The following is a 15,599-nucleotide window of genomic DNA, read 5'->3' as shown; positions in this document are numbered from 1 at the left end:
GTTCTACGGCCGGTACCCTTTCCGCGTGACTCTTGCCGTGCGGGTGATCCCCTGTTTGGACGTGGATGGCGGGCGGGTGGTGAAAGGGGTCAACTTCACCGACCTGCGCGATGCGGGAGACCCGGTCGAGATGGCCAAGGTGTACGACGCGGAGGGTGCCGACGAGCTGACCTTCCTCGACATCACCGCGTCCTCGGGGTCGCGGGAGACGACGTACGACGTGGTCGGGCGGACTGCCGAGCAGGTGTTCATCCCGCTCACCGTCGGTGGCGGTGTGCGCGAGGCGGCAGACGTGGACCGGCTGCTGCGGGCCGGCGCGGACAAGGTCGGGATCAACACCGGCGCGATCGCCCGTCCGGACGTGATCCGGGAGATCGCCCACCGGTTCGGCAACCAGGTGCTGGTGCTGTCACTCGACGTACGGCGGGCCGCGGACCAGCCGAGCGGTTTCGAGGTGACCACGCACGGTGGCCGCAAATCGGCCGGTCTGGACGCGATCGAGTGGGCCAGGCGCGGTGCTGAACTGGGTGCGGGGGAGATCCTGCTGAACTCGATGGATGCCGACGGCACCAAACAGGGCTTCGACCTGGAGCTGATCCGGGCGGTGCGCGAGGTGGTCGACATCCCGCTGATCGCCAGCGGGGGAGCGGGGGCGCCGGAGCACTTCCCACCCGCGGTCGAAGCCGGCGCGGACGCCGTACTGGCCGCGAGCGTGTTCCACTTCGGCGACTTCCGGATCGCCGACGTCAAGAAGGCGCTGCGCGACGCCGGGATCGTGGTCCGGTGAACGAGGTCGTCGAGTCGCCGCGGACCGAGCACCGGGAGCGCATGCTCGCGGACATCGAGCAGGAGTTGTCGGCGCTGTTCCGGCGCTCCCGGTCGGCGTCGCTGCGGCTGGCGCGCCGGGTGCACCCGGACATGGACGCGGCCGGCTACGCACTGATCTCCCAGATCGAGCTCGGCACCTCCGGCGGTCGCGCCGGCGTCCGGGCGTCCGACGTCGCCCAGGCGCTCGGCCTGGACAAGTCAACCGTCAGCCGGGGCATCACCCAGCTGGAGAACCTCGGCCTGATCGAACGAGTCGGCGACCCTGACGACGGCCGCGCCCGCCTGCTCCGGTTGACCGCCACCGGCGCCGACAGCTTCGGCGCCATGCGCGCCCAGCGCCAGACCGAGTTCAGAGCCATCCTGGACCGCTGGAATCCCACCGACCTGGCCGACCTCGGCCGCCTCCTCGCCCGCCTCAACGCCGACCTCACCTGACCGGCCACGGCCGACGTCAACCAACGGCCACGGCCGACCTCAGCCAAAGCGCGCTTGTTCGATTCCCGTGGCCTTCATGGCCTCACCTCAGTCGCTCCCCTGGACTTCGGTGCACTCCCCAGAAAATGCTCCCCTTCGGAGGATGATAGACGGAGAGTGGCCAGAATTGCGCCGTTCTCCAGAATTTCTCACGCTCCGTAAACGAAACCGTCCAGTCTGCCATATGGTTGCAGAAACCAACTACTTTGACATATAGTTGGTTTATGCAACTAGCTCAGGAACCCCTCGTCCCGGAGGTAGAGCGGGACGCGTCGGCCCAGGAGTTGCTCGAAGGAGTCAGCTCGCTGGTACGGGCCGTGCGTTGTATCGAGCATCGGCATCTGACACCCGAAGGCGGGCTGCGCCGTTCCGACGCGAGCGTGCTCAAGGTCCTGCTGAGGGACGGCGAGCAGCGCGGCGGTGAGATCGCGGCCAAGCTCGGCGTCGATGCATCGGTGGTGAGCCGGCAGCTGACTGCGCTGGAGGCCGACGGACTGGTGAGCCGTCGACCGGATCCGGCCGATGCCCGGGTCGGGCTGGTCAGCCTGGCCCCCCAAGGCAAGGCCCAGCTGGAGGCCTTGTACTCCACCTACACCCAGCAACTTCGTACCGCCATGGCCGACTTCGACGACGACGCGCTCCTTGCCGCTGCGGAAACCATGCAGCGGATCGCCCGCGCCATCACCGAAGCCGCCACGAGCGTGAGGCGATCTCAACCAACAGGAGACTGATGACTGTCATCGAGACCCGGCGTGCGCCTGTGCCCACCGCGCCGGAACTCACCCACCGCGAGATCCTCGAGATCCTGATCGGCCTGCTCGCCGCGCTGTTCACAGCGATGCTGAGCTCGACCATCGTCAGCAACGCCCTGCCGACGATCATCGCCGAGCTGGAAGGGACCCAGACGCAGTACACCTGGGTGCTGACGGCGAGCCTGCTGGCCACCACGGTGTCCACGCCGATCTGGGGCAAGCTCTCCGACTTGATGAGCAAGAAGCTGCTCGTCCAGCTGGCGATCTCCCTGTTCGTGGTCGGGTCGGCACTGGCCGGCATGTCCCACAACGTGCCGTTCCTGATCGGCGCCCGCGTTCTGCAGGGCCTCGCGATGGGCGGCCTGATGGCGCTGGCCCAGGCGATCATCGGAGCGGCGATCCCGCCCCGCAGCCGCGGCCGGTACTCCGGCTACATGGGTGCGGTGATGGCCGTCGCGACCGTGAGCGGTCCGCTCATCGGTGGCCTCATCGTCGACACCTCGTGGCTCGGCTGGCGCTGGTGTTTCTACGTCTGCGTCCCGCTGGCCGTGATCAGCCTGGTCATCCTGCAGAAGTACCTGCATCTGCCGCTGATCAAGCGCAAGGTCAGGATCGACTACCTCGGCGCGGTGCTGATCAGCATTGCGGCGAGCCTGCCGCTGCTCTGGGTCACCTTCGCCGGTCACGACTTCGCCTGGATGTCGTGGCAGTCCGCGCTCTTCGTCGGCGGCACGCTGCTGGTCGGCTTCCTCGCCGTGGTGGTGGAGAACCGGGTCAAGGAGCCGTTGGTTCCGCTGAAGGTCGTGCGGGAGCGGACCACCGCGCTGGCGATCGTCGCCAGCCTGGCGGTCGGTGTCGCGATGTTCGGCAGCGCGCTGTTCCTCGGCCAGTACTTCCAGATCGCCCGCGGCTACAGCCCGACCGAGGCCGGTCTGCTGACCATCCCGATGATGCTGGGGTCGTTCCTCGGCTCGGTCGGCTCCGGTCAGATGATCACCCGGTTCGGCAAGTGGAAGCGCTACTTGGTTGCCGGTAGCATCCTTCTGGTCGGCGGCCTGACGGTGCTCGGCACGATCGACCACACCACGCCGTACTGGTACGTCGGACTCGGCATGCTGGCGATGGGTCTCGGCATGGGCATGACCATGCAAAACCTTGTCCTCGCCGTACAGAACACCGTTGACGTCTCGCAGATCGGCGCATCGAGCGCCACGGTCTCGTTCTTCCGCAGCCTGGGTGGTGCCGTCGGCGTGTCGGCTCTGGGTGCCGTCCTCGCGGTCCGGGTGCAGGATTCGATCGTCGCCGGTCTGCTCGCCAGTCCGGGTGGCGCCGACGCCGCGCGCAAACTGCAGGAGGGTGGCTCCGGCAGCACCAGCCTGCTGGATGTCGGCCACCTGCCGGCGCAGTTGGCGGAGCTGGTGCGGCAGTCGTACGGCGATGCGACCGGGCAGATCTTCCTGATCGCGGCCGCCTGTGCGGTGGTCAGCCTGATCGCGGTGCTGTTCATCAAGGAGGTCCCGCTCCGGCTGACGGTCGCCAAGGTCAACGACGTCGAGGACCTCGCCGATCGCGCTGTGCACGACTAAGGGGCACGACTAGAACTCAGGAGGCTCGAGGCCGTCGAGTTCGCGGGTGCGGATGTTCGGCGAGCCGACGAGCCACAGGACGGCAAGCAGGCCGCCGGCCGCGGAGACGAGGAGGGTTGCCCGGACACCGATCCAGGTGCCGAGCAACCCACCGACGACCGCGCCGAGCGGCCTGATGCCGTAGTTGATGGTGCTGTAGGCGCCGGACACCCGGCTCCGCATGTAGTCGTGCGTGACGGCGGCCTGCAGCGAGTTGTTCGGTATGTCGAAGCACATGACAGCGAACGCGCCGACGAACTCGGCCGCCGCCAGCGCGGTGGCCTTGACCCAGGTCGGGCCGTCGGCGAACGCCGCGATCGCGATGGCGCCGGGGAAGACGACGGCACCGGCGGCGATCAACGGACCGACGCCGAAGATGCGGCTGAGCGGGGAGGCGGCGACCGCGCCGAGCAGCCCACCGGCCGCACCGATGCCGAACGCGATCCCGATCGTCCCCGCGGACAGCCCCAGCTCCCGGCTGGCGAACAGCACCAGCAAGGCGGTGCTGATCAGGTTGAAGAAGTTGACGGTCGTCGAGCAGGCCAGACTGCGGCGGAGGTACGGATGCCGGAGCAGGTAGCGCATGCCGGCGCGGGCGCGGCGCAGCAGCGGTTCGGCTGTCTCGTCCGAGGCGGCCGGGGTCATCTTGATCCGGCTGATCTGGAGGGCGGAGAACGTGAAGGTCAAGGCGTCGACGACGATCGCGACCGGTGCGGTCAGCCATTGCACGAGCAGGCCGCCGAGCGCGGGACCACCCATGAACGAGATCGACCTGGTCGCGGACAGCTTGCTGTTGGCCTCCAGGAACTGATCCCGCTCGACCAGCGCGACGAAGAACGACGCGTACGCGGTGTTGAACACGACATGCGCCGTACCGGCCAGGATCGCGATCACATAGAGCTGGCCGAGGGTGAGCGCGTCCAGCCAGTACGCCGCCGGCAGCGAGAGCAGGAGGACGGTCCGGGACAGGTCGGCCGCGATCATCAGCGGGCGCTTGTCCCGGCGGTGGTCGACCCACGTGCCGATGAACAGTGACGCGAGGTTCGGCAGCCAGACCGCCGCGGTCAGGAACCCGACCTGACTGGGCGAGGCGTTGAGCATCGTGACGGCGATCAGCGGCAGCGCCAGCTCGGTGATCCGGTCGCCGAACTCGGACACGCCCTGCGCGGACCAGAAGGTCCGGAACCGGCGGTCCCGCCAGAGACTGGTCGCGGACAGCGTGCTCACGGCGATCCCTCAGGCGGAGCTGTTGCTTCGGGCAACGTCATCCGCAGGTAGCGGACCGAGCCGGCGTCCGGCGGCGTATCGCCCTCGTTGCGGCGCTGGACGTACGGCGCCAGCAGTTGCTCGATCGCGGATTCGATCGCCTCGGCCTCGGCCGGTGTGATGACCAGCCGGGTGTTGGCGGACCCGGCGACGCGGCTCCACCCGGCCTCGAGTCCGGGCTCGGTCTCGGCCAGCCACTGCTGTACGGCCTCGAGCGACTGGTTGATCATCTCGGCGCGGAGCAGCCGGCCGGCCTCGGCACCCTCCGGGGTGTCGGGCATCTCGTAGCGGAATCCGCGCGAGACCGCGCTCCACCAGCGCTGCCGCCGATCCGAGCCGCCGTCCGGGGGAGGCCCATCCACCACCAGCCCGAAGTTCGCCAGGTGCCGCAGATGCCAGCTGGTGACCGACGGCGAGGCGCCCACGTGCTCGGACAACTGGGTCGCCGTGGCCGGGCCGTTGCGCTGCAGCCAGCTGAGCGCCGCCAGCCGGACCGGGTGAGCCAGCGCCCGCATCGCCTGCGGGTCGGTGATCTCGAAATCGCCGTACGGATTTCTGAGAGACATGTTTCGAGAGTAATCTCTCAGATCTCGCGGGAGCAAGACCTGGCACTCTGGCCGGGGTCGCGCGAAACTTCTCCGCACCGGGAGGGAACCGGGTGGGCTGCTCGCGCGTGTTAGCCGTGAGACGACCCGTTGGGGAGGTGCGCGGCGTGCACGACAGCGACGCTGACCCGGCTGCCGACGTGGCGGCGCTGTACCGCCGGACGTGGCCGCGGCTGATCGGTCTGCTGGTGTCCATCGGCGGATCGCGGGCCGACGCCGAGGAGGTCGCCCAGGACGCGTACGTGAAGCTGCTCGGCCGGTGGGACTCGATCCGCCGGTACGACGACCCGGAGGCCTGGGTGCGTGCGGTCGCGGTCCGGACTCTGGTGAGCCGGTTGCGCCGGCAGCAGGTGGCGACGCGTGCCCTGGCGAAGCTCCGCGGCCGGCCGGCCGCAGTCGAGGGCCCGGATGGTGACGCGCTGGATGTCGCCGCCGCCCTGGCGCGGATCACGCCCGAGCAGCGGGCGGTCGTCGTACTGCACCACGTGATGGATCTACCGGTGGAGCAGATCGCCGAGGAACTGCAGGTCGCGGCGGGCACGGTCAAGTCCCGCCTGGCGCGGGCGCGGCAGGCCCTGGCGCCACTGCTCACCGTCAAGGAGGTGTCCGAGCATGCGTGAAGCCCTGATGGAGTACGTCGACGAGCTCACGCCGGCCGAGGCGCCGCCGTTCGAGTACGTCGAGCGCACGGCCCGGCAGCGTCGTCACCGGCGCCGGGTTGTGCTGGCTGCGGTGGCGGCGGTTGTTGTGGTTATCGGGGGAGTCGCCGCCACTGTCGGCCTACCACGCGCTGGCGAGGAGCCGGCCGGGCCGGAGACCACCACGAACACCCTCGACGACGGTCCACCGCCGAACCAGTTCAAGGTCGGTACGACGGTCATGGTGCTGCAGGGTGAGATCGGAGTGATGTCCGCGACGCCGGTGCCGGACCACCCGTCGGTGCTGATGGTGAGCGTCGGACCCGGCATGGGTAACCCGCAGCCGTGTGTGCCGAGCACGGTCGTCCGCATCCTGTCCCAGGACCACACCTCGGTCCGGATTGCGGCGTACCGCTACACCGCCGTCGCGGATCAGCCGGAGACTCGGCATTGCAGGCCGTCCTTCGGTGCGATCGCCGTCGACCTCGACCTGCGCAGTCCACTCGGCGACCGCACCGTCTATGCGGGCAGCAGCGGTCAACGCGCCGTCCTGAACTGACGCCTCGCCGGGGTGGACCGCGACCACCCCGGCGGGCGTCTATACGCTCCTGCGCCAGATGTCGCTGATCAGGTCAGGCTTCATGCCGACCGCGGTGTAGAGGGCGACGGCGGGTGTCGGGTTGCTGCTGTCGACGTGGAGGATCGTGCCGGAGCGGCCGGCGGCGGCGTCAACGGCGAAGGCGTCGTGCAGCAGGAACTTCGCCAGCCCGCGACCACGCGCCGACGGTACGACGGCCAGTCGACCGACGTACCCGCAGTTGTCGGTGCTCACGAAGTTGTCGTTGCACTCGGTCACGGCCGCCGCCTGTCCGCCGACCTCGACCGTCGTGAGCTGCGACCAGTCGAACGTCGACCGGCTCTCCCGCGACGCGAACCACTCGTCGTACGGCCGTGGATCGGCCCCGGCCTGCCCGCGGAACGCCTCCACCAGTACGGCGTGAGCCGCCCGGCGACTGCGGTCGTCGAAGGCTCCGCGTCGTACCGTCGTGCCTGCCGGCACCGTCGGCGCCGGGACCTCGCCGTCGAAGTCGATGCGCATCCGGTGGATCGACGTGCCGATCGTGAAGCCGTGGGCGGCGACGATCCCCGGCAGCAGTCGGTCCTGACGAATCACGCCGACACTCGCCACGACCTCGCCTGGCGCACCGTGGGACGCCCGTTGCATCGCCCGATCGAGAAGCCATGCGACGATGGCCGGATTCTCGCTCAGCACCTCGAGATTCGCCCGGGTCCGGTCGTTGTTCACGGCCGCGGTCGCGGAGCCGGCGAACTCGCCTGCCTCGTCCGTCACCACCCACCCGTCGGTGGCCGGATCGAAACCCGGGTCTCGCAGGTAGTTCGCCACGTCCTCGGAACTGTGCTTCGCGAACCCGATCAATGCACTGCTGTAGGCGCCGGACCGCTCGGCGATCAGGGCGGCGTCCTCCACTCGCATCGGGCGGACGGCGTAGCCGTCAGGCAACATCATGCGGCCCGCACCTCCAACCGCCAGACGTCGATCACCAAAGACGCGGCCATGCCGACCGACAGATAGAGGCCGAGGGCGGGCGTCGGGTTGTTCGTGTCCACATGCAGGATCGTCCCGGCCAGCCCGGCCGAGGCATCCTGCGCGAACTGATCTCGCAGCAGGAACTTCGCCAGTCCGCGCCCACGGGCCTCCGCGACCACCCCCAATCGCCCGATGTAGTTGCAGTTCTCGTCCTCGAGGAACTGGTCCGTGCACTCCCGGAACGCGACCACCTTGCCGTCCAGCTCGAGCAGTGTGATCTGCGACCAGTCGAACGACGACTGGTTCTCGTGCGACGCGTGCCACTCCTCGAAGGTCCGTGGGCTGAACCCGAACTGGCCGGCGAACGACGAGTTCAGCACGTCCTGGGCCGCCCGTCGGCTCGCCTCGTCCGGAGCACCCCGGCGCACCGTGATCCCGGCCGGTACGGGGGGTGCCTCGACGGGTCCGGCGTGATCGATCCGCATCCGGTGGTACGTCGTACCGGTCGTGAACCCGTACTCGGCCAATCGGGCGCGACGGGATGCGTCGGCGCGGTAGACGCCCACGTCCACAGGCACGGAGGCGTGCCCGTACGCGGTCGCGATTTCGGCTGCGCGGCGGGTGAGCTCGCCGAGCAGGTAGGCCTCGACGACCGGCTCGGCGGTGACGTCGTAGACGTCGAGCTGGTGGCGATCGCCCTTGCCGTAGATGGTGGCGAAGCCGGCCAGGCGATCGCCGTCGAAGACCAGCCAGCCGTCCGTCGCGGGCTCGAATCCGGGCGCGGTGAGCTCGTCGACGACGTCGTCGAGGGTGAAGTCGGCGAAACCGATCACGGCAGTGTTGCAGGCGGCGACCAGGTCGAAGACCGCTTCCGCGTCCTCCTTGGCCGGCGGTCGGACGGAGTACGTGGCAGGCAGTACGGCGGTCATCCCCACATCGTGGTGAACGACCGCCGTACTGTCGAACCGATTAGCCGGATCAGCAGGCCTTCTCCCACTCGAGGTCACAGCTGGACTGGCTGGTCCGCAGGGTGTTCGGGCTCACCGCGGCGGGCGGTGCCTGGTCGCTCCACGACGCGAGCGTGACGCCGACAGCGTCCTCGATCGACCGCGGGCTGACCAGGTAGTTGTTGCTGATCATCGAGAACACGAGCTTGCGGCCGTCCTGGTTGCTGACGTACCCGGACAGCGCCGTCACGCCGGTGAGCGAACCGGTCTTGCCGTGCAGGTTGTTCGCGGCCGGTGTGTTCAGCATCCGGCTGCGCAGGGTGCCGCCGACGAAGCGTGCCGGGTTACCCGCGATCGGCAGGCCGTCGTACCACTGCTGCCACCACGGCTCCTTCTGAACGCCGATCAGGATGTCGGTGACGCTGTCCGCGGTCACGTTCACCTTGCGGGACAGGCCGGAGCCGTCGGAGAGCCGGATGCGGCTGGTGTCGACGCCGACGCTCTTGGCGTAGTCGGTGACGACGCCGAGACCCGCGGACCAGTTGCCCTCGGCCTCGACCACGGCACCCATCGCCTTGACCAGCGTCTCGGCGTGCATGTTGTTCGACAGCTTGAGGAACGGCGTCATCAGTTCGCCGACCGTCATCGACTCGTCCCGGGCCAGCCGCCGCGCGGTGGCGGGGGAGGCCGCGTTCTTGATGTGACCGTCGACCCGGATGCCTTCGGCCGCGAGCGCGCGCTCGAACACGTCGGCCGCGTAGAGCTCCGGCTCCCAGACGGTCACCCACTCCTGACCGACCGAGGCGCCGAGCGGAACCGAGCCGGTCACCCGGACGATGTTGGTGCCGTGATCGCGCTCGATGCTGAGCGTGTTCGACGACCCGGCCGCGCCGGTCTTCGCGGTGTTGACCAGCTTGAGTACGCCGTTCCCCGGGACCAGCGTGAGCTTGACGGGTGCACCGACCGCCGCGCCGGGCCGGCTCTCGACGATCGCCGTACCCGAGTCGTAGTCGGTGTTCGGCGCGAGCGTGAGGGCGGAGATCTGGGCCGAGTAGTAGAACGGCTCGTCGTCCCAGGCCCAGCTGTCACCGAGCCGGGCGTGGTCGAAGTAGGTGTCGTCGGCGATCAGGTCGCCGTCCACGCCGCGGACGCCGGCCGCGCGGAGCTGTTTGGCCAGTCCCACGTAGTCGGACTCGAGCGCGGTCGGGTCGCCGTACCCCTTGAGGTAGAGGTCCCCTTGCAACTTCCCGCTGCGGACCGGCGCGGTCGCCAGTACATCGGTGTGGAAGCGGTACGACGGGCCGAGCGTGTGCATCGCGGCCGTCGACGTGAAGAGCTTGGTGTTCGAGGCGGGCAGCATCCGCTGATCGCCGTTCCGGTCGTACAGCGTCTCGCCGGTCGTCGCGTCCCGGACCACCAGCGCGACCTGCGACCCGTCGTACCGGGCGTCGTTCAGCAGCGTGTCCAGCTGTTGCTGCAACGCCGTTTCTTGCACGCCGGCCGGTGCTCCGGCCGACTGTGTCACCACGCCGCCGACAGCCGCTGCGACAACGGCGACGGCGGCGACCACCCCGCGCCCCGACACTCTCGGTAAATAGCTCACGAGAACTCCCTCAAACCCAGGCGGAAACCAACAGCGGGAGTCTGTACCCCGGATCGCTCCAGGTCCAGGGATCGGCACAATTCCGCTCTGTCCATCGCCCCAGCGAGCTACGGCGGCAGTGTTCCCGGCCGGACCTGGGCACCAGATGTGTATGCGAATGCGGACGGCACCTACACCCTGACGTACACGGCCTGGCACAAAGCGTCCGGGCGGCAGTGCATCGGCGTCGCGACCGCGACCTCACCGCTCGGCCCGTTCAACCCGGTCGGCAGTGCGCCGCTGATCTGCCCGCTTGGTCCAGCGGGATCATCGAGGCTCCGGACTTGGTGCAACGTGGCAGCCAGTACGTCTTGTTCTTCTCCGGTGGCGGCTATACCGACTGCAACTACCTCACGTCGTACGCGACCGCGCCCAGCCTGAGCGGTCCGTGGACCACCGCCTTCCGGCCGCTGATGACGACCGCGACGTTCGACAACCACTCTGTGGGCCTGGAGGCGCGGACTTCGTCAGCGACAAGGTGTTCGTCCACGGGTGGGTGAACGGGTCACGGCACCTGTACGTCGCCGACGTCGGATGGGCGAACGACTACCCGATCGTCCGGGGCAGCCGGGTCCGGTACGAGGCCGAGCGCGGCACGCTGAACCACTGCCAGGTCCGCTCGAACGCCGCCGGTGCCTCGGACGGCAGGGTGGTCGCGTACATCGACTTCGCCGACTCGTGGGTGGAGAACTCGGTGTTCGCGCCGGTCGCGGGCGGTTACACCCTGCACGTCGGCTACGCGAACGGTTCCGGCGCCGCGGCCAGCCACGGCCTGGTTGTCAATGGCAACAACCAGGGCTCGGTCAGTTACCCGGTCACCGGCTGGGACAACTGGCAGCAGAGTTCGGTCCAGGTCACCCTCAACGCCGGCTGGAACACCATCCGGCTGACGAAGGGCGACCTCTACACGGAAGTCGACTATCTCGAAGTGCAATAGAGCGCCGCCTTCGGCGGCGGCGGGGGAGAGGGAAGTCGACTGTCTCGAGCTTCAGTAAGCTGCCGGGTCAGGGAATCACCCGGCGGTACCCCGGGTCCGACCCGGGAACCACCCGTCCAGGGCGTGCCGCGGTGCAACTGCGCTGCAGCATGCCTCGTACCCTCGATACAGCACAGCAGGACGGACGGGGAGCACGAAAGCGGGCCATGGCGAAACCACCTGAGCAGGTCTCGGACCGGCGACGACGGCCGTTCTGGCTCGACCTGCGCCGTACCGGCCGGGGACTGCAGGCGATGCTGCTGGGCGGCCTCCTGTCGCTGATCTCGCTCATCATCACGTTCTGGACGCTGCCGCAGATCAGCAGTGACGGCCGGACGCCGATCCTGCGCCTGGTCCTGCTGCTCGCGCTCTTCAGCATCCTGATGCGCTGGGTGCTGGCCGGGGTCGCCATCCTGATCGGGTCGATCGGCGTCCTGGTCGGCGGGTTGCTCTCGCAGTTCGGCGTCGTCTACCTCGGCATCACGGTGGACCCCGGGGTGACCCTGCACGGGGGCGTAGGGGCGCCGCTGCTGGTCGCGGTCGTGATGGCCTCGGTCAGCGCGTTCGTCGGCTGGATCGCGTACGCCGGGAGTGACGACGCGTACGTCGCCGAGGTGATGCGGGTCGTGCACCGGAGGGCGCGGACAATCGAGGCGGCGCCGAAGACCGGGATGCTGATCATCCAGATCGACGGGCTGTCCGCCCCGCTGCTGAACTGGATGGTCCTGGCCGGCAACCTGCCCAACCTGGGCGGCTGGATCCGGGACGGCAAGCATTCGATGGTCGGCTGGCACACCGGCGTACCGGCGACCACCCCGGCCAGCCAGGCCGGCATCCTGCACGGCGGCTCGAAGCACATCCCGGCGTTCCGGTGGTACGAGAAGGAGACCGGCCGGGTGATGGTGACCAACAGGGGCCGGGACGCGGCCGAGATCGAGACCCGGATGTCCACCGGGCGCGGCCTGCTCGCCGACGGCGGCGTCAGCATCAGCAACAACTGGTCCGGCGACGCGGACAAGTGCGAACTGGTCTTCAGCCGGGCCGCGCTGCCGAACAGCCGTAGCCGGGGCTATGTGCGGTTCTTCTCCAGCCCGCAGGGCGCCGCGCGCGGACTGATCCTGTGCTTCGCGGAGATCTTCAAGGAGCTGCACCAGGCCCGGCGCCAGCGGGTCCGCCACCTGGTCCCGCGGGTCAAGCGCGGCGGCGCCTACATCTTCCTGCGCGCGATCACCAACGTTCTGCTCCGCGACCTGAACGTCTCGCTGATCACCGACGAACTGGTCAAGGGCACCCCGGTGATCTACTGCGACTTCGTCGACTACGACGAGGTCGCGCACCACGCCGGGCCGACCCGGGCGGAGTCCCTGCAGACGCTGGAGGGCCTGGACCGGGTGCTCGGTGCGCTGCAGCGGATCATCGACATCCTGCCGCACTCGTACGAGATCGTCGTCCTGTCCGACCACGGCCAGAGCCAGGGCTCGACCTTCCTGCAGCGGTACGGCCGGACCTTGACCGAGGTCGTCGACGACCTGGTCGACACCACCAAGGAGCCGGTCGCGGCCGTCGGCAAGGCCGAGGGCTGGGGACCGGTGAACGCGTTCCTGACCGAGCTGAGTCTGCGCCGGAGCGTGGCCGGTTCGGTCACCCGGAAGGCCCTGCACGGCAAAGCGTCCCGCGGCGAGGTAGAGCTCGGCCCGAAGGACTGCGAGCCGCCGGTCGCCGCCGACGAGCAGATGGTCGTCACGGCGTCGGGCAACTTGGCGCTGCTCTACCTCGCCACCACGCCCGGCCGGGTGCCGCTGGAGGAGATCGAGCTGCTGCACCCCAAGCTGATCCCCGGTCTGGCCACTCACCCCGGCATCGGCTTCGTGGTGGTCGATTCGCTGGCCGAGGGGCCGGTGGCGATCGGCGGTGCGGGGGTTCACGTCCTGCGGACCGGCCGGATCGAGGGCACCGACCCGTTGACGCCGTACGGCGAACACGCGGCGGCGTCGCTGCTGTGGCAGGCGGAGATGCCGCACAACGGGGACATCGTCGTGATCAGCCGGCTGGACGACTACACCCACGAGGTGGCGGCCTTCGAGGAGCTGGTCGGGTGCCACGGTGGCATCGGCGGCTGGCAGACCGACGCCGTCCTGGTGCACCCGAGTCGTTGGGTGCTGGCTGAGCCTCCCGTAGGCTCCGACGCGGTCCACAGACTGCTGATCAGCTGGCTGGAGCTCCTGGGCCATCGCAAGGACCTGGACAAACCGGTCGAGACGAGTGTGGAGGCCTGACGCGTGCGGATCACCTGGTGGGGGCACGCCACCACCACCATCGAGGCGGACGGCACGCGGCTCCTGACCGACCCCGTCCTGACCTCGCGCATCGCGCATCTGCGCCGTCGCCGTGGTCCGGCCCCGCTGCCCGACGCAGGCCGGTGTGACGCCGTACTCGTGTCGCACATGCACTCCGACCACCTGCATCTGCCATCGCTGGCGCTGGTCGCGCCGGACGCCGCGCTGGTCGTGCCGCGGGGATCGGCGAAGCTGATCCACCAGGACCAGGGCGCCGCCCTGTCGGATCGCTGCATCGAGGTCGCCCCGGGCAACCAGGTGCGGATCGGTTCCCTGGACATCACTGCGGTGACCGCTCACCACGACGGCCGCCGGCTGCCATGGTCGTCGTACGCCGGACCCGCTCTCGGCTACCGCGTGGATAGCTCGCCGAGTGTCTGGTTCGCCGGCGACACCGACCTGTTCGACGGTCTGGCCGCGGAAGCCGGTCCGGTCGACGTGGCCGTGGTTCCCGTCGGCGGCTGGGGGCCGTCGCTCGGTGAGGGGCACCTGGATCCGGTTCGCGCCACGGAAGCGGTTCAGCGGGTCGGAGCCACGACGGCGGTGCCGGTACATTTCGGGACGTTCTGGCCGATCGGGTGCGACTGGCTCAAGCCGGAGCTGTTCCTGCCACCGGGGGACAGGTTCAAGACCGCGATGGCCGAGCTGGATCCCGCGGTGCGGGTGGAGCTCCTGCTGCCTGGCGAGTCGGCCGAGGTCCGCGGATGAGCGGCGACACGCGCTTCGACCTCTGGTACCTGTTCGCACTCGCGGGAGCCGTTCTGATCGGAGCGGTCCTGCCGGTGCTGCCGACCGGCGCGGCCGTCTCGGCCGGTGCCGTGCTGGCCTCGCACAGCAATCCGATCGGGCTGGTCGGCGTCCTGATCGCCGGTGCCGCCGGTGCCTACGTCGGCGACCTGATCGTGTACGCCGGTTGCCGGTTCGGCGGCGAGCGGCTGGCCAAACGCATCGGCTGGCTGCGCGACAACGCCTCACTGGACGCACTGCGCGACCGCTTGGACGACCACGAGATAGGTGTGTTGCTGACGTCCCGGCTCATCCCGGGCGGCCGGGTCCCGGTGCTGCTCGCGGCCGGGCTGGCCGGGTACAGCTGGGAGCGGTTCGCGGTCGTGGACCTGGCCGCGTCGTCGATCTGGGCGGCGGTCTACATGGCGATCGGACTCCTCGGTTTCGTCTTGTTCGACGAGCCGTGGCAGGGCGTGCTGGCCGCGATCGTGCTCGTCGTACTGACCACCGTGGCCAGCAGCATGGTCCAGCGAGCGCGTCGTCGGCGCGCGGGGAAGTCAGACTCCGAATGACGCGCTGCGGAGCCGTTCGACCGACTCCGCGTCACCCTCGAGCTGGACGTCGGCCACCTGCTGGCGGCCCATGCAGAACAGCACCAGCTCGGCCGCCTCGCCGGTCACGGTCACGGACCCGCGCTCGGTGGGTCGCTTCGCGACGGACGTCGTACCGTCGGGGAGTCTGAGCACCACGCCGCTCGGGGCCTTCCGGAGGAACGACTTCGCGCCGAGCCGGACGCCCTTCCACAGGCCCTCCTGCTGCTCGGCCGGCAGCGTGCGGACCTCGTACGACGGCTGGGCCCGGCGGACGTCCTCGTGGTGCACGAAGTACTCGGTGGTGTTGAGCTGGTGGCCGAGCTTCGGGAACGCGTAGATCGAGGCCCGGGGCGGCCCGTTGCGGACCTTGTCGACGACCTCGGCGAAGCTGTAGCGCCCCTTCGCCCGCGCCATCCGCCGCGCGGTGGTGTCCGACAAGGCCGGAATCATGATGCCGGGTCCCGCCATCGGATCGGCCTCGCGCACGTACAGATGCACGGCGAGGTCGTAGGTCGTCCAGCCTTCGCAGAGCGTCGGCTGATCGGGCCCCAGCTCATCGAACAGATCACACAGAGCAAGTCGTTCTACCCGGCTGTAGTCGGTCACGAACTCGATCGTAGTTGTCTGCACCGAATGGCAGAA

17 protein-coding genes are annotated in these 15,599 nt (G+C 69.2%); 11 read left to right on the top strand and 6 right to left on the bottom strand.

Annotation, left to right across the window (positions count from 1 at the left end; translation table 11 throughout):
* Positions 1-25 precede the first annotated feature (25 nt).
* From hisF to OG817_RS18920, 4 genes are all read left to right on the top strand, one after another.
* The gene (gene hisF / locus OG817_RS18935) at positions 26-787 is read left to right on the top strand and encodes an imidazole glycerol phosphate synthase subunit HisF (protein ID WP_396389698.1); all 762 of its coding nucleotides are present in this window, start codon (positions 26-28) and stop codon (positions 785-787) included.
* Complete coding sequence (locus tag OG817_RS18930; protein WP_360452823.1) at positions 784-1,263, top strand: MarR family winged helix-turn-helix transcriptional regulator; 480 nt, start codon at positions 784-786, stop codon at positions 1,261-1,263. Before hisF ends, OG817_RS18930 begins: the two co-directional genes overlap by 4 nt.
* Positions 1,264-1,526: 263 nt before the next feature.
* On the top strand, positions 1,527-2,033 hold the full coding sequence (locus OG817_RS18925; RefSeq protein ID WP_406056376.1) for a MarR family winged helix-turn-helix transcriptional regulator: 507 nt from the start codon (positions 1,527-1,529) through the stop codon (positions 2,031-2,033).
* A complete protein-coding gene (locus OG817_RS18920; protein ID WP_406056374.1) occupies positions 2,033-3,640 on the top strand; it encodes an MDR family MFS transporter in 1,608 nt (535 codons plus the stop codon). Before OG817_RS18925 ends, OG817_RS18920 begins: the two co-directional genes overlap by 1 nt.
* A 9-nt stretch (positions 3,641-3,649) precedes the next feature.
* Here the strand turns inward: OG817_RS18920 and OG817_RS18915 are convergent, their stop codons facing one another.
* Both OG817_RS18915 and OG817_RS18910 read right to left on the bottom strand, forming a co-directional pair.
* Complete coding sequence (locus OG817_RS18915; protein WP_406056373.1) at positions 3,650-4,906, bottom strand: MFS transporter; 1,257 nt, start codon at positions 4,904-4,906, stop codon at positions 3,650-3,652.
* Positions 4,903-5,511 carry an ArsR/SmtB family transcription factor gene (locus OG817_RS18910; RefSeq protein WP_406056371.1) on the bottom strand — a complete coding sequence of 203 codons (609 nt, stop codon included), beginning with the start codon at positions 5,509-5,511 and terminating at the stop codon, positions 4,903-4,905. Before OG817_RS18910 ends, OG817_RS18915 begins: the two co-directional genes overlap by 4 nt.
* 146 nt (positions 5,512-5,657) lie before the next feature.
* Between OG817_RS18910 and OG817_RS18905 the strand changes: the two genes are divergently transcribed.
* Together OG817_RS18905 and OG817_RS18900 are read left to right on the top strand one after the other, a co-directional pair.
* Positions 5,658-6,170: an RNA polymerase sigma factor gene (locus OG817_RS18905; protein ID WP_406056369.1), complete on the top strand. Its 513-nt coding sequence runs from the start codon at positions 5,658-5,660 to the stop codon at positions 6,168-6,170.
* Positions 6,163-6,747, top strand: coding sequence for a hypothetical protein (locus tag OG817_RS18900; protein ID WP_406056367.1), 585 nt, complete (start codon positions 6,163-6,165; stop codon positions 6,745-6,747). The genes OG817_RS18905 and OG817_RS18900 overlap by 8 nt, the downstream gene beginning before the upstream one ends.
* A gap of 39 nt (positions 6,748-6,786) precedes the next feature.
* Here OG817_RS18900 and OG817_RS18895 read toward each other — a convergent pair whose 3' ends face one another.
* The 3 genes from OG817_RS18895 to dacB are packed head-to-tail and all read right to left on the bottom strand — an operon-like array spanning position 6,787 to position 10,287.
* Entirely contained in the window at positions 6,787-7,716 is a 930-nt protein-coding gene (locus OG817_RS18895) for a GNAT family N-acetyltransferase (protein WP_406056365.1), read from the bottom strand.
* The gene (locus tag OG817_RS18890) at positions 7,713-8,666 is read right to left on the bottom strand and encodes a GNAT family N-acetyltransferase (protein ID WP_406056363.1); all 954 of its coding nucleotides are present in this window, start codon (positions 8,664-8,666) and stop codon (positions 7,713-7,715) included. The genes OG817_RS18895 and OG817_RS18890 overlap by 4 nt, the downstream gene beginning before the upstream one ends.
* Positions 8,667-8,715: 49 nt before the next feature.
* Positions 8,716-10,287 carry a D-alanyl-D-alanine carboxypeptidase/D-alanyl-D-alanine-endopeptidase gene (dacB, locus tag OG817_RS18885; RefSeq protein WP_406056361.1) on the bottom strand — a complete coding sequence of 524 codons (1,572 nt, stop codon included), beginning with the start codon at positions 10,285-10,287 and terminating at the stop codon, positions 8,716-8,718.
* A gap of 323 nt (positions 10,288-10,610) precedes the next feature.
* Between dacB and OG817_RS18880 the strand changes: the two genes are divergently transcribed.
* The 5 genes from OG817_RS18880 to OG817_RS18860 all read left to right on the top strand — a co-directional run bounded on the left by OG817_RS18880 (position 10,611) and on the right by OG817_RS18860 (position 14,936).
* The gene (locus tag OG817_RS18880) at positions 10,611-10,826 is read left to right on the top strand and encodes a hypothetical protein (protein WP_406056359.1); all 216 of its coding nucleotides are present in this window, start codon (positions 10,611-10,613) and stop codon (positions 10,824-10,826) included.
* Positions 10,823-11,263 carry a CBM35 domain-containing protein gene (locus OG817_RS18875; RefSeq protein ID WP_406056357.1) on the top strand — a complete coding sequence of 147 codons (441 nt, stop codon included), beginning with the start codon at positions 10,823-10,825 and terminating at the stop codon, positions 11,261-11,263. The genes OG817_RS18880 and OG817_RS18875 overlap by 4 nt, the downstream gene beginning before the upstream one ends.
* A gap of 206 nt (positions 11,264-11,469) precedes the next feature.
* Positions 11,470-13,578, top strand: a complete 2,109-nt coding sequence (locus OG817_RS18870) for an alkaline phosphatase family protein (RefSeq protein WP_406056355.1) — start codon at positions 11,470-11,472, stop codon at positions 13,576-13,578.
* A gap of 3 nt (positions 13,579-13,581) precedes the next feature.
* Positions 13,582-14,346, top strand: coding sequence for an MBL fold metallo-hydrolase (locus OG817_RS18865; RefSeq protein WP_406056353.1), 765 nt, complete (start codon positions 13,582-13,584; stop codon positions 14,344-14,346).
* Entirely contained in the window at positions 14,343-14,936 is a 594-nt protein-coding gene (locus tag OG817_RS18860; RefSeq protein WP_360452854.1) for a VTT domain-containing protein, read from the top strand. The genes OG817_RS18865 and OG817_RS18860 overlap by 4 nt, the downstream gene beginning before the upstream one ends.
* On the opposite strand, the gene OG817_RS18855 is transcribed toward OG817_RS18860, so the two are convergent.
* Complete coding sequence (locus OG817_RS18855; RefSeq protein WP_396389713.1) at positions 14,922-15,563, bottom strand: TIGR03085 family metal-binding protein; 642 nt, start codon at positions 15,561-15,563, stop codon at positions 14,922-14,924. The two genes, OG817_RS18860 and OG817_RS18855, sit on opposite strands and share 15 nt — an antisense overlap.
* Positions 15,564-15,599: the final 36 nt, after the last annotated feature.

This window comes from Kribbella sp. NBC_00889, assembly GCF_045207705.1.
Lineage (GTDB): Bacteria > Actinomycetota > Actinomycetes > Propionibacteriales > Kribbellaceae > Kribbella.
This window is presented reverse-complemented; position numbering and strand designations above follow the sequence as displayed.

Coding starts and splice junctions, on each gene's coding strand:
- OG817_RS18925 (WP_406056376.1), top strand. CDS start 1,527: ATGCAACTAGCTCAGGAACCCCTCGTCCCGGAGGTAGAGCGGGACGCG.
- OG817_RS18920 (WP_406056374.1), top strand. CDS start 2,033: ATGACTGTCATCGAGACCCGGCGTGCGCCTGTGCCCACCGCGCCGGAA.
- OG817_RS18910 (WP_406056371.1), bottom strand. CDS start 5,511: ATGTCTCTCAGAAATCCGTACGGCGATTTCGAGATCACCGACCCGCAG.
- OG817_RS18900 (WP_406056367.1), top strand. CDS start 6,163: ATGCGTGAAGCCCTGATGGAGTACGTCGACGAGCTCACGCCGGCCGAG.
- OG817_RS18895 (WP_406056365.1), bottom strand. CDS start 7,716: ATGATGTTGCCTGACGGCTACGCCGTCCGCCCGATGCGAGTGGAGGAC.
- OG817_RS18890 (WP_406056363.1), bottom strand. CDS start 8,666: ATGACCGCCGTACTGCCTGCCACGTACTCCGTCCGACCGCCGGCCAAG.
- OG817_RS18870 (WP_406056355.1), top strand. CDS start 11,470: ATGGCGAAACCACCTGAGCAGGTCTCGGACCGGCGACGACGGCCGTTC.
- OG817_RS18860 (WP_360452854.1), top strand. CDS start 14,343: ATGAGCGGCGACACGCGCTTCGACCTCTGGTACCTGTTCGCACTCGCG.